Annotated in this window: 12 protein-coding genes and 2 tRNA genes; 11 read left to right on the forward strand and 3 right to left on the reverse strand. The window is 62.7% G+C overall.

Translation table 11 applies throughout. From position 1 onward, the window contains the following. The first annotated feature begins 71 nt into the window (after window positions 1–71). The 4 genes from ACUCCZ_RS04220 to ACUCCZ_RS04235 all read left to right on the forward strand — a co-directional run bounded on the left by ACUCCZ_RS04220 (window position 72) and on the right by ACUCCZ_RS04235 (window position 2,193). Window positions 72–872 (forward strand): fumarylacetoacetate hydrolase family protein, encoded by an 801-nt coding sequence (locus tag ACUCCZ_RS04220; RefSeq protein WP_435916403.1) that lies wholly within the window; start codon window positions 72–74, stop codon window positions 870–872. Beyond that, complete coding sequence (locus tag ACUCCZ_RS04225; RefSeq protein ID WP_435916404.1) at window positions 872–1,834, forward strand: CPBP family intramembrane glutamic endopeptidase; 963 nt, start codon at window positions 872–874, stop codon at window positions 1,832–1,834. The genes ACUCCZ_RS04220 and ACUCCZ_RS04225 overlap by 1 nt, the downstream gene beginning before the upstream one ends. A 75-nt stretch (window positions 1,835–1,909) precedes the next feature. Further along, window positions 1,910–1,981 (forward strand) — tRNA-Gln (locus ACUCCZ_RS04230). 136 nt (window positions 1,982–2,117) lie between these two features. Next, window positions 2,118–2,193: transfer RNA gene (locus ACUCCZ_RS04235), tRNA-Glu, on the forward strand. 138 nt (window positions 2,194–2,331) lie between these two features. On the opposite strand, the gene ACUCCZ_RS04240 is transcribed toward ACUCCZ_RS04235, so the two are convergent. After that, on the reverse strand, window positions 2,332–3,051 hold the full coding sequence (locus tag ACUCCZ_RS04240) for an IclR family transcriptional regulator (protein WP_435916405.1): 720 nt from the start codon (window positions 3,049–3,051) through the stop codon (window positions 2,332–2,334). A gap of 120 nt (window positions 3,052–3,171) precedes the next feature. Here ACUCCZ_RS04240 and leuC point away from each other — a divergent pair, with 120 nt between their 5' ends. From leuC to ACUCCZ_RS04270, 6 genes are all read left to right on the forward strand, one after another. Further along, window positions 3,172–4,593, forward strand: a complete 1,422-nt coding sequence (leuC, locus tag ACUCCZ_RS04245) for a 3-isopropylmalate dehydratase large subunit (protein WP_435916406.1) — start codon at window positions 3,172–3,174, stop codon at window positions 4,591–4,593. A 1-nt stretch (window position 4,594) separates the two neighbouring features. Further along, complete coding sequence (leuD, locus tag ACUCCZ_RS04250; protein WP_435916407.1) at window positions 4,595–5,185, forward strand: 3-isopropylmalate dehydratase small subunit; 591 nt, start codon at window positions 4,595–4,597, stop codon at window positions 5,183–5,185. A 136-nt stretch (window positions 5,186–5,321) separates the two neighbouring features. Next, window positions 5,322–6,044 carry a lysophospholipid acyltransferase family protein gene (locus ACUCCZ_RS04255; RefSeq protein ID WP_435916979.1) on the forward strand — a complete coding sequence of 241 codons (723 nt, stop codon included), beginning with the start codon at window positions 5,322–5,324 and terminating at the stop codon, window positions 6,042–6,044. A gap of 48 nt (window positions 6,045–6,092) precedes the next feature. Further along, the gene (locus ACUCCZ_RS04260; protein WP_435916408.1) at window positions 6,093–7,190 is read left to right on the forward strand and encodes a D-alanine--D-alanine ligase family protein; all 1,098 of its coding nucleotides are present in this window, start codon (window positions 6,093–6,095) and stop codon (window positions 7,188–7,190) included. Window positions 7,191–7,345: 155 nt separating this feature from the next. After that, complete coding sequence (locus tag ACUCCZ_RS04265; RefSeq protein WP_435916409.1) at window positions 7,346–7,519, forward strand: hypothetical protein; 174 nt, start codon at window positions 7,346–7,348, stop codon at window positions 7,517–7,519. Window positions 7,520–7,581: 62 nt separating this feature from the next. Next, a complete protein-coding gene (locus ACUCCZ_RS04270; RefSeq protein ID WP_435916410.1) occupies window positions 7,582–8,544 on the forward strand; it encodes a thiamine-phosphate kinase in 963 nt (320 codons plus the stop codon). A gap of 51 nt (window positions 8,545–8,595) precedes the next feature. Here the strand turns inward: ACUCCZ_RS04270 and ACUCCZ_RS04275 are convergent, their stop codons facing one another. Further along, window positions 8,596–8,850: an amidase gene (locus tag ACUCCZ_RS04275; RefSeq protein ID WP_435916980.1), complete on the reverse strand. Its 255-nt coding sequence runs from the start codon at window positions 8,848–8,850 to the stop codon at window positions 8,596–8,598. A 19-nt stretch (window positions 8,851–8,869) separates the two neighbouring features. Between ACUCCZ_RS04275 and ACUCCZ_RS04280 the strand changes: the two genes are divergently transcribed. Then, window positions 8,870–11,242, forward strand: coding sequence for an FtsK/SpoIIIE family DNA translocase (locus tag ACUCCZ_RS04280; RefSeq protein ID WP_435916411.1), 2,373 nt, complete (start codon window positions 8,870–8,872; stop codon window positions 11,240–11,242). A gap of 78 nt (window positions 11,243–11,320) precedes the next feature. On the opposite strand, the gene ACUCCZ_RS04285 is transcribed toward ACUCCZ_RS04280, so the two are convergent. Continuing rightward, a complete protein-coding gene (locus tag ACUCCZ_RS04285) occupies window positions 11,321–11,893 on the reverse strand; it encodes a DUF805 domain-containing protein (protein WP_435916412.1) in 573 nt (190 codons plus the stop codon). Between the last annotated feature and the right edge of the window lie 128 nt (window positions 11,894–12,021).

A 12,021-nucleotide genomic window follows, 5' to 3' on the forward strand; every position in this document is an offset into this window, starting at 1 on the left:
ATGGCAGTACCAGCGGGTTCTCGTTGTGTGGATGCTCCGGTTGTGTCGCGTGTCGCCATTACTCTTGACCCATGCGTATTGCCCGGTTTGTCACAGCTGGTTCCGACCCCGCCTTCGGGATCGTCGAACTTGCCGCCGATCACGGAGATCATCCCGACACCATCGCCGTCATCACTGGTGACCCAGTGGCGGTTCCGGTCCAGTACACCGGTGCTCGCCACGACCTCGCCGACGTCCGATTGCTGTCCCCGGTGATTCCGCGGTCCAAGATCATCGGAATCGGTCGCAACTACGCCGACCACGCCTGCGAGCTGGGTAATGAGGTCCCTTCACAGCCCTTGCTCTTCCTCAAGCCCAATACCTCGGTCATCGGGCCCGACGAGACCATCGTCCGTCCGGCCTCCTCCTCGAACCTGCATTACGAGGGGGAGCTGGCAATCGTCATCGGTCGCATCTGCAGGGACGTCCCCGAGCAGAGGGCCCAGGAAGTCATCTTCGGTTTCACCGTGGCCAACGACGTCACTGCCCGCGACCTGCAGAACATCGACGGTCACTGGGTGCGTGCCAAGGGCTCGGACACCTTCTGCCCGCTCGGCCCGTGGATGGTCACCCACTTCTCCATCGCCGAGGCCTCACATCGACAGATCGTCACTCGCCTGGACGGCGGGAAGGTCCAGCACGGCAACACCGACCAGATGATCCATGCCATCCCCAAGCTCATCTCCCACGTCTCGTCCTTCATGACCTTGTTGCCCGGAGATGTCGTCCTCACCGGAACTCCTGCTGGGGCTGGCCCCATGGAGCCCGGCCAGCGCGTCGAGGTCGAGGTCGAGGGTATTGGAACCCTGGCCAACACCGTCGTGGAGGCCTGATGGCGGCTCGTACCCTGTCGCACCGCTCGACGGTGATCGACCCCGAGCCGCGGGTGGACTACACCCGGGTCCTCGTCAATTCCTCGACTGGGCCGGGCCCCGGTGTGCTCGGTCTCATCGGGTTGTTGCTGGGGTACGCGATCATCGTCCCAGGGCTGTTGTACGCCTTCTTGGGGATCGGCTTCCTCCTTGAGCACAGCGACGGGGAAGAGTTCGGTGCCTACTACAAGCGGGCAGCCGGTTATCACACGGCCGGAGGCCTCATCGCCACCCATCTGGCGCTGGCAAGCCTCATCGTCGTGGTGTTGGTACTGGCGCGGGTTCTCAACCATCGCGCGCCTCGGTGGGTGGCATCAGTGCAACCGGGCATTCGATGGCGTTTCGGCCTGTTGGTGGCTCTGGTTGCCGTGGTTGTGCTCAACCTGACCCAACTGCTGGTACGCGGGGGATCTGGCGCTCAGTACACCGTTCCGAGGCTCTGGTGGGTGTGGCTGGTCGCGATCATCATCACATCGCCCCTCCAGGCCCTTGCCGAGGAGATGTTCTTCCGGGGATATCTCATGAACGTCATCTCCGCTCTGGCCTTGAACCTGCCTGAGAAAGTGGGCCGATGGCTCTCGGTCGTCGGCTCCTCCCTCATCTTCGCCTTGATGCACGGCACCCAGAATGCGTGGCTCTTCACCGACCGGTTCGCCTTCGGACTGCTCGCTGGATGGCTTGTCATCGTCACTGGTGGCTTGGAGGCCGGGGTTGCTGCCCACGTCGTCAACAACCTCTTTGCCTTCGGCTATGCGGTCTTCCTGGGAGGGGTGTGGCAGGCTCGGGGCATGACCTCAATGGGTTGGGTGGACGCGGCCTGGGACATTGGCGGATTCTTGGCCATTGCCCTGGCCGGGTGGTGGATCGGGAACCTCATGAGAGTTGCTCGAAGAACACCCTCACGACAAGGCATGTCGTCCTGAGTTGCAAAGTGGGGGAAGAGTTCGTTAGAGTTTCTCGTCGTTGCGCTACTGAGGTTCACCGAGGTGGAACGACAATGGGGTATAGGGTAATTGGCAGCCCGACTGATTCTGGTTCAGTTAGTCCAGGTTCGAGTCCTGGTACCCCAGCTCGGGAGGCCGAAATCACGAAGTTGCGAAAGCAATGGAATGGTTGCTACGGTTTCCCAGCCCGGTCTGAAAAGGACACGGGAAGAACAGAACAAGGTTGTCAAAGCCCGAAATTGACGGGAATTGATATCCGAATGGCCCCGTAGTGCAGCGGCCTAGCACGCGGCCCTCTCAAGGCTGAAACGGCGGTTCGAATCCGCTCGGGGCTACCAGCAGTAATGATCCGAATCCTTCAGGATCCGGATCATTACTTTCGCGTCAGGGACATGACAAGGTTGCTGTTCCCGAGGATCAAAAGGGGTGTGAGGGGATTCCCTCACACCCCATGAGCCATACCGGGACGACTGACCTCACTCGGCAGAGCGCCGCAGCACCTCGGACAGACGCCTTCCGGCAGCGACGACAGCAGGAGCGTGAATGCGTCCAGGCTGGCGGGTCAGACGCTCAATTGGTCCAGATACGGAGATGGCCGCAATGACCTTGCCGGAAGGGGACCGCACCGGCGCGGACACCGAGGCGACGCCGGCCTCACGTTCGCCAACTGACTGCGCCCAGCCACGCTTGCGCACGGCAGCGAGAGTGACCTCGGAGAAGGCGGAGTTGCTCAATCCACGACGGATCTTGTCGCTGTCCTCCCAGGCCAACAGAATCTGAGCTGCTGATCCGGCGTCCATGGACAGGACGGACCCCACCGGGATGGTGTCTCGCAATCCGGTCGGACGCTCGGCGGTGGCCGCACAGACGCGGCTGCCAGCCTGGCGACGGTAGAGCTGAGCGGATTCACCGGTGATGTCCCGAAGTCGGGCCAGGATTGGTCCAGATGCAGCAAGGAGACGATCCTCGCCTGCTGCCGCTGCAAGCTCTGAAAGCCTCGGGCCGAGGGTGAATCTGCCCTGCAGATCACGACTGACGAAGCGATGGTGCTCCAGCGCGCGGGCCAGACGATGGGCCGTCGGTCGGGCCAATCCGGTCATCTGAACCAGTCCTGCCAGGGATGCCGGACCCGTCTCCAGGGCAGCCAACACGAGGGCGGCTTTGTCCAACACTCCCACACCACTTGATTCGTCCATATGCCGATATTAGCGTTCCAAATCCTGGCCGTCGAGTCAGAATGGGACCCCGCCAACCGGTGGGTGCTCATGACAGCCACACAACATCAGTGGCAAACAACCAGCGAAAGGGAAGATGCGATGGGGAGGACGCTGAGCGACAAGCTCTGGGACGCCCACGTTGTCAGGCACGGGCAGGACGGGGACCGCGACCTTCTCTACATCGACCTTCACCTCGTGCACGAGGTGACCAGCCCCCAGGCCTTCGACGGAATGAGGTTGGCAGGACGCAGGGTTCGTCGTCCTGATCTGACGATTGCGACCGAGGATCACAACATCCCCACCCTTGACATCCTCGAGCCCATTGCCGACCCGATCTCGCGGGCGCAGGTTGAGGCGCTGCGCAAGAACGCTCCTGAGTTCGGGGTGCCGCTGCACCCTCTGGGTGACGCCGACCAAGGAGTGGTGCACATCATTGGCCCCCAGCTGGGTCTCACCCAGCCGGGTATGACGATTGTGTGTGGTGACTCCCACACCTCGACCCACGGTGCGTTCGGTGCACTGGCCTTCGGTATGGGTACCAGCGAGGTCGAGCACGTGCTGGCGACCCAGACTCTGTCCCAAGCCAAGCCCAAGACCATGGCGGTCACGGTTGACGGGGAACTACCGGAAGGCGTGACGCCGAAGGACCTCATCCTGGCCCTCATTTCCACAACCGGTACCGGCGGTGGCCAGCGCCACATGGTCGAGTATCGCGGTGAGGCCATCGAAAAGATGTCGATGGAGGGTCGCATGACGATCTGCAACATGTCGATCGAGTGGGGAGCCCGCGTTGGCATGGTCGCTCCTGACGAGACCACCTTCGCCTATCTCAAGGACCGCCCGCACGCTCCCGAGGGAGAGCAGTGGGACGAAGCCGTCAAGTACTGGCGCACTCTGCGTACTGACGACGACGCCACCTTCGACGCCGAGATCCATCTTGACGCCACCGAGCTCACCCCCTTCGTGACGTGGGGGACGAACCCCGGACAGGGGGTCCCGCTGAGTGGGGTCGTCCCCGACGTCAAGGATTTCGAGGACGAGGTGGCCCGTAGCGCAGCTGTCCGCGCCCTGGAGTACATGGACCTCACACCAGGTACAAGGATGCGCGACATCGCGATCGACACCGTCTTCCTGGGGTCGTGTACCAACGGTCGCATCGAGGACCTTCGGCTGGCCGCCGAGGTCATCAAGGGGCGTCACGTTGCCGAGGGCACACGAATGCTCGTCGTTCCCGGTTCGGCTCGTGTGCGTCTGCAGGCCATGGAGGAAGGCCTGGACGAGATCTTCGTTCAGGCAGGAGCCGAGTGGCGTGGGGCCGGCTGTTCCATGTGCCTGGGCATGAACCCTGACCAGCTGTCACCAGGGGAGCGCTCGGCCTCGACGTCGAATCGAAACTTCGAGGGGAGGCAGGGCAAGGGTGGACGAACCCACCTCGTCTCCCCGGCCGTTGCTGCCGCCACCGCTGTCACCGGGCGCCTCTCCAGCCCCGCTGATCTGTCACCCGTTTCCCAGGAGGCCTGAGATGGACGCCTTCACCACGCATACCGGAGTTCCCGTCCCGCTGCGACGAGCCAACGTCGACACCGACCAGATCATTCCTGCGGTCTACCTTAAGCGGATCACCCGAACCGGTTTCGAGGACGGTCTGTTCGCCTCCTGGCGTACCGAGCCCGACTTCGTGCTCAACAAGGAGCCGTGGAGCACCGGCTCGATCCTCATCGTCGGGCCCGATTTCGGAATCGGGTCCTCCCGCGAGCATGCGGTGTGGGCACTGCAGAATTACGGGTTCAAAGTCGTCATCGGATCGCGATTTGCAGACATCTTCCGCAACAACTCCGGAAACAACGGACTGCTGCTCGCCCAGGTGGACCCGGATGTCGTCGAGAGGCTTTGGGACTATGCCGAGCAGCACCCCGGCGAGACCCTGACGGTCTCCCTCGAGGACAAGACCATCACCCTGCCTGACGGCACGTCCTATCCGTTCGGGATCGACGACGCCACCTGTCAGCGTCTGCTCGCAGGCAGGGATGCCATCGGTGAGACCCTCGAGTACGCCGATGACATTGCCGCCTACGAGGCACGCCGACCGTCCTTCCTGCCGACGACGGCCTGACCCCTATCCGCCGATCGATCACCGATGACAACATCAGTGAGCCGATAAGGTGGGGTGATCCACATCACTCAGGAGGGACACCGTGGCGCTGCCCGCCGTGACCAATCCAGCCGACACCCCTGGTCTCATCTTTCGGATGGGTGTGGGGACGCTGTACCCGCTGGCTCGAACCTTGACGAGATTCGACCACCACGGTGGCGAGAACCTGCCTGGACCAGGGCCAGCCCTCGTCGTGAGCAACCACGTCTCCAACTACGACCCCGTCGTGCTGGGATCCTTCTTGGTGGCCAATGGTCGTTGGCCACACTGGTTGGCCAAGAAGGAGCTGTTCTCGGTGCCGATCATCGGATGGGTGGCCTCCGCCAGCGGGCAGATTGCGGTGGATCGCAAGGGCCCGAATCCGGCCAAGGTCCTTGATGATGCCAAGGCTGCCCTGGACAAGGGCATGACGGTGGTCATGTACCCGGAAGGCACCATCACCGCCGATCCTCTGCACTGGCCGATGACCGGACGAACGGGGGCCGCGCGCCTGGCTCTGGAGACCGGTGTCCCCGTCATCCCCGTGGGACAGTGGGGGCCTCAAGAGGTCATGGGATACAAGGAGATGACCTTCCCCAAACTGTGGCCGCGCAAGACCATGAAGCTGTACTGCGGGACCGAGGTCGAATTGTCGGGCCTCCATGACCATCACGACCCCGCATCAGTCCGCGAGGCCACCACTCGCATCATGGATGCCATTGACGCCCAGGTCGCCCGTGCTCGGGGAGAGCTCCCGCCGCCGGACCGTTACGACATGCGCAAGGGGAAGCGGGTTCCCAAGCCGGTTGCCCCTGCGCGGCCAGTCGCCGATCTCCGATGACGTGATGCCTCGGTAGGGTGGGATACCGTCTTAGTGAAAGGATCTCACATGAATCGCACCCACGTTGCCGTCATCTTCGGTGGGATGAGCTCGGAACATTCGATCTCCTGCCTGTCGGCGGCGAACGTGGTGGCTGCGATTGACCGTGAACGATTCGACGTCTCCGGCGTGGGTATCACCCCTGATGGTGTTTGGGTCCGATACGGGGTTGACGAGATCCTCTCCTTGCCCAGTACCGGGCAACTCCCCGTCGCCGACGTGAGGAATCGTTCCCTGGTGTCGGTCAAGCAGATGCCGGAGGGCACCTGCATCGTCGATACCGAGGGTAACGCCGATCTCGTTCAGGTGGTCTTCCCGGTGCTCCATGGTCCTTTCGGTGAGGACGGCACCATTCAGGGCCTGCTGGAGATGGCCGGAGTGCGTTACGTCGGATGCGGTGTCGCAGCAAGTGCCAACTGCATGGACAAGCACCTCACCAAGATGATCCTGGCTGAGGCCGGAGTCCTGGTGGGCCCCTATGTCGTCGTCCGCGACCATGAGTGGAGGGAGGACCATACTGCGGCTCTCGAGGCTGCCTCCCGGTTGGAGTACCCGGTGTTCGTCAAGCCAGCGCGGGGCGGATCATCCATTGGTATTTCCAAGGTGATGAGCCCTGACGGCCTGGAAGCCGCCATCGAGGTGGCTCGGGAGCATGACAACAAGGTTCTCATTGAGCAGGGGATCCGAGGCCGCGAGATCGAGTGCTCGGTCCTTGACGGTCACCATGGGGCCGCTCCTCGAGCATCCGTGCCTGGCGAGATCGTCATCCATGATCCGGATGATTTCTACGACTTCGAGGCCAAGTACCTCAGCGGGGAACAGAAGGCCTCCGTTCAGGCCCGGGCCAAGCTCGATGACGAGATCCGCAACCGCGTCCAGAAGGTCGCGATCAAGGCGTTCCGGGTGCTTGGCTGCGAAGGACTTGCTCGAATCGACACCTTCGTCACCCCTGACGGCACCGTCTACGTCAACGAGCCGAACACCATGCCGGGATTCACCCGCAGCTCAGGGTTCCCGCTGATGTGGCAGGCCAGTGGCATGACGTACGCCCAGATCGTCAGCGAACTCATCGAGCTTGCGCAGGAACGCCCCTTGGGTCTGCGCTGATCTGAGCCCTCACTGACGGGGACGCACCACTGGCATTTTCTTGAGGTGGCCGACAGGTCGACCACGGTGTCGGTCTTCGGAGCGAACGCGGTGGGCTTCTCGACCCCACCATGCAGCATCATGCGGGGATCACCCCAGGTAGCCACCGTCCCGTCATGATCCTTGAGGTTCGCTCCGGTAACCGTTCGCGGCAGATCGGCCATCACGGCCTGCATCCGTCATCAGTTGAACCGCTGGCGGACGGATGGGCGATGGGTTCCCAGCTCGGACAGGCTGTCGTGCCGGCCAGCAGACAGACAATCAGCAAAGTTGCGCACCGGGTTGCATGATGGATGGGTGCACACTCACGCTAGCGTGTTCTCGACCACCAGCCCGGTACCAAGGAGATCCAATGGCCACCACAACGACCATTTCCCAGGTGGGGGAGTTCCCGCTCATTTCCTCCCTCGTCAGGGATCTGCCCATGAGCCAGGCCGTCACCCTGGGGCCGGGGGACGACGGTGCCGTGTTCCAGGTCGACGGATCTGCCGTCGTCTCGACCGACGTCCTCGTCGAAGAGGTGCACTTCCGTCGCAGGTGGTCGACGGCAAACGATGTCGGACGCAAGGCGGTCGCCGTCAATGTCTCCGACATCGAGGCAATGGGCGCTGTCCCGATTGCCCTCGTCGTCGGATTCTCTGCGCCCGGAGATCTGCCGGTCACCTGGGCTCGGGAATTCATGGCGGGAATGGCTGCCGAGGCAGAGCAGGCCGGGGTGAGCGTCGTGGGCGGTGACACGACCGCTGGACCTGTCGTCAGCATTGCGGTCACCGTGATCGGCCAGACAGCTGGGATGGCCCCGGTCCGTCGTGACGGCGCTGTTCCGGGAGACGACGTGGCAGTCATCGGTCAGCTTGGCCTGGCTGCCGCCGGACTCGTGCTGCTCGGTCGAGGATTCCGGTCCCCGCGTGCAGCGGTCTCGGCCCAGCGATGCCCTGAGGTCCCTTACGGGCAGGGACGGGTGGCGGCTCAGGCGGGCGCCCACGCGATGATCGACGTCTCGGACGGTCTGTTGGCCGACTTGGGGCACATTGCAGAGGAATCCGGATTCGCCATCGACGTCAACACTTCGGCTCTCGACATCGAGAAATCGGTGCGGACCGTCGGCATGGCCACCGGTATGGATCCGCTCAACTGGGTACTGGCCGGGGGAGAGGATCATGCCTTGGCCGCAACGTTCGCTCCTGGCGCCGTTCCGGAGGGATGGACGGTCATCGGTCGGGTTCTTCCACCTGATCAGGTTGCCGACCCCACGGTTCTCGTCAACGGTCAGCCGTGGCAGCGTGAGCGAGGGTGGACCCACTTCCATTCCTGAGATGACCACGACATTCACATTGCGTTCGAGCGATGTCACTCGCCGGTAAAATCATCTGACTCTCCGCCTGGCCTCTCGGCCACTGGGGTTCATGGTTGATAACGTCAATGACATGGCGACTCGTGCGTCTTCCCCAGCGCGGCCTCGAAATACGACGGCGAAGAAATCGTCGCGTGGCTCGGGCACACGCTCGAACGGAAGCAACAAGAAGACGTCGACCAGCTCGAGGGGCAGGTCGACGCCACCGAGTGCATCCACGTCCATGAATCCGGTGGCGCGAGCGCTGTCGGCAACCTGGTCGGGTATTGCCCGCGGACTGGGAACCATGGTCCGCGGTATTGGTGGACGCCCAGCTGAGCCTGAGGTGACCCACGACGGCACCGGACTCATGCTGCTGTTGCTGTCGGCCCTGGTGGCCGCTGGATTCTGGTTCGATCTGCCCGGTGGGTTCGGCGACGGCTTGCGAATGGGAGTGGCGACGATCTTCGGGTCGCTGTCCTACGCCCTGCCTCTCCTCGGCCTGGCCATGATGTGGCACACTCTGCGTCACCCGGCGGTCAACGGCACGGGCGGACGCCCGGTGATGGGCTGGGTGTGCTTCTTCCTCGGCCTTCTCGGCGTCGTCAACATGGCCCACGGCCTTCCACGCCCAGATCATCCCGAGGCGGTCCGTGCCGCTGGCGGCATGCTCGGTTACATTTCCTCCAGTCTGCTGGCCGACCTGCTGACGGTGTGGGTCGCCTTGCCGCTGCTCATCCTCGTGACGGCTTTGGGCGTGCTCCTCATCGTGGGACGCCCCCTTGTGGACGGGGCAGCTCGGGTGCGCAATGCCTCCCATCGCGCGGTGACCAGGCCTCGAGCGATCGAGTCTCGCCGCGCCTACGACACTCCCCTGGTGGGAGACACCCTCGTCGACCACAATCCTGACGAGGTCGCCACGCAGGAGATGACACCTGTCAAGGAGGGTCGCTCCAAGAAGCGCAAGAGCAGCTCCGAGCGCACCAATGAGAGCCTCGACACGATCTTCGACGCCGAGATCGTCGACGAGACTCCCCCCGACTCGGCTGAGGGATCCCTGCCTCTCGATCTTCCAATTGACGGCGCTGAGCCAGCCAACGAGCGCACGACTGCCGGATTGCCGCAGGGATTCACCGTTCACGAACACACGGACCTCGAGCCCCCGGCGCATGAGCCGATGCCGACTCGCGTCGAGCAATTGCAACTCTCCGGTGACATCGCCTACACCTTGCCGGCCTCCGAGCTGCTCCATCCGGGATCGGTTCCACAGGCTCGCACCGAGGCTTCCGACGCCGTCGTCGCCAAGTTGTCGTCGGTCTTCGGTGAGTTCGGGATCGACGCGCAGGTGACGGGCTACTCCCGCGGACCGACGGTCACGCGATACGAGGTTGAACTCGGTGCGGCCGTCAAGGTGGAGAAGGTCACTGCCTTGAGCAAGAACATCGCCTACGCGGTCGCCTCCCCGGATGTGCGTATCTTGTCCCCGATTCCCGGAAAATCGGCCATCGGTATCGAGATTCCAAACCGCGACAAGGAGATTGTCTCCTTGGGTGACGTGCTGCGTTCCTCGAAGGCTCGCAATGATCACAATCCGCTGGTCGTCGGCCTGGGCAAGGACGTCGAGGGTGGATTCGTCATTGCGAATGTCGCGAAGATGCCTCACTTGCTGGTAGCTGGCGCGACTGGTTCTGGTAAGTCGAGTTTCGTCAACTCGCTGATTACCTCAGTCATGATGCGAGCGACTCCTGACGAGGTGCGCATGATGCTCGTAGACCCCAAGCGGGTTGAGCTGACCCAGTACGAGGGAATCCCACACTTGGTGACTCCAATCATCACCAGCGCCAAGAAGGCTGCCGAGGCCCTGCAATGGGTGGTGCGCGAGATGGACCAGCGCTACGACGATCTGGCAGCATTCGGGTTCCGTCACGTCAAGGACTTCAACAAGGCAGTACGGGCTGGGGAAGTGACTCTGCCCCCAGGATCGGAGCGGGTCTTGGCCCCCTACCCGTATCTGTTGGTCGTCGTCGACGAGTTGGCAGATCTCATGCTGGTTGCCCCCCGCGACGTCGAGGACTCCATCGTTCGTATCACCCAGCTCGCACGTGCCGCCGGTATCCATCTGGTGTTGGCGACTCAGCGCCCGTCGACTGATGTATGCACCGGCCTCATCAAGGCCAACATCCCGTCGCGGCTGGCGTTCGCGACCTCGTCGATGACGGACTCCCGCGTCATCTTGGACCAGCCGGGCGCCGAGAAGCTCGTGGGCCAAGGTGACGGGTTGTTCTTGCCGATGGGTGCGTCGAAGCCGGTGCGTGTACAGGGATCGTGGGTGTCTGATTCCGAGATTCACCAGGTCGTGTCCCATGTGAAGTCTCAGATGGAGGCCCGCTATCGCGACGATGTTGCTGCTCCGACAGCCGAAAAGAAGGTGGCTGAGGATATTGGTGACGACATGGAACTCGTGCTCGAGGCGGCGAAGCTCGTGGTCGAGTTGCAGTTGGGCTCGACATCAATGTTGCAGCGCAAACTGCGCGTCGGATTCGCCAAGGCCGGTCGCCTCATGGACATCTTGGAGACCCGTCATGTCGTCGGGCCGTCGGAAGGCTCGAAGCCTCGAGACGTGCTGGTGCGTCCTGACGATCTTGACGACGTCCTCGCGAATCTGCAAGCAGAAGCCTGAGGAACCCAAGAACTGAGGTACGCGAGAGGGGTCCGAACGATGTGTTCGGACCCTTTCTGATGTCTGGTGACTGAAGAGTTACTCGGTGACGGGCAGCGGCTCCTTGTCGTAGGACTGCCACGCATTCTCGTCGGAATCCTGGACGAGGTAGACCAGCACCCAGATCCAACCAATGACCGGGATGAGGGAGATGAGCAGCCACCAGCCGGTGTGGTTGGTGTCGTGCAGGCGGCGCACACCGATCGCGATTGAGGGGATGAGAGTACCCAGGAACCAGATGGTGCTCAGGACCGCGTAGAGCCTCGCCGGGTCGTTGGGGGTCCCGTCCATGGCGAAATTGATCGCGTTGAGGATCATCTCGACCAAGATCGAGAAGAGGAAGATCCACCAGTACTCGGATCGGGATGCCCGCCCATTGAAGACGGCGTAATTCTTGAAGAAGAGTTTGACGGCGCGGCCGAAATCGACGTGCGGCCTTCGGTGGTCCTCGCCAGACGGGTCACTGTGATTGGAGTAAGGATCTGGAGCCTGGTAGGGATGAGCGGTCACAGGCTGTCCGAACTGGTCGAAACCGCCTTGCGCGTGGCTCTCGCTGGGCCACTCCGGGCCGCCAAAATCGTCAGGTTGCTGTGGGTGGTTCGGCTGTGTCATGCGAACTCCTTATTCATCAATTGACGGCAGCAATATTCAGGATACCTGAATGGCACAGCACCGTCACAGCGCACACAACCAGACATGCAAAGGTGGTTCGTAGCCGCCAAAACGTAGTACCTGACCCG

Source organism: Cutibacterium nasicola, assembly GCF_052654715.2.

Coding starts and splice junctions, on each gene's coding strand:
- leuD (WP_435916407.1), top strand. CDS start 4,595: ATGGACGCCTTCACCACGCATACCGGAGTTCCCGTCCCGCTGCGACGA.
- ACUCCZ_RS04240 (WP_435916405.1), bottom strand. CDS start 3,051: ATGGACGAATCAAGTGGTGTGGGAGTGTTGGACAAAGCCGCCCTCGTG.
- leuC (WP_435916406.1), top strand. CDS start 3,172: ATGGGGAGGACGCTGAGCGACAAGCTCTGGGACGCCCACGTTGTCAGG.
- ACUCCZ_RS04285 (WP_435916412.1), bottom strand. CDS start 11,893: ATGACACAGCCGAACCACCCACAGCAACCTGACGATTTTGGCGGCCCG.
- ACUCCZ_RS04220 (WP_435916403.1), top strand. CDS start 72: ATGCGTATTGCCCGGTTTGTCACAGCTGGTTCCGACCCCGCCTTCGGG.
- ACUCCZ_RS04265 (WP_435916409.1), top strand. CDS start 7,346: ATGATCCTTGAGGTTCGCTCCGGTAACCGTTCGCGGCAGATCGGCCAT.
- ACUCCZ_RS04225 (WP_435916404.1), top strand. CDS start 872: ATGGCGGCTCGTACCCTGTCGCACCGCTCGACGGTGATCGACCCCGAG.
- ACUCCZ_RS04260 (WP_435916408.1), top strand. CDS start 6,093: ATGAATCGCACCCACGTTGCCGTCATCTTCGGTGGGATGAGCTCGGAA.
- ACUCCZ_RS04255 (WP_435916979.1), top strand. CDS start 5,322: ATGGGTGTGGGGACGCTGTACCCGCTGGCTCGAACCTTGACGAGATTC.
- ACUCCZ_RS04270 (WP_435916410.1), top strand. CDS start 7,582: ATGGCCACCACAACGACCATTTCCCAGGTGGGGGAGTTCCCGCTCATT.
- ACUCCZ_RS04280 (WP_435916411.1), top strand. CDS start 8,870: ATGGTCCGCGGTATTGGTGGACGCCCAGCTGAGCCTGAGGTGACCCAC.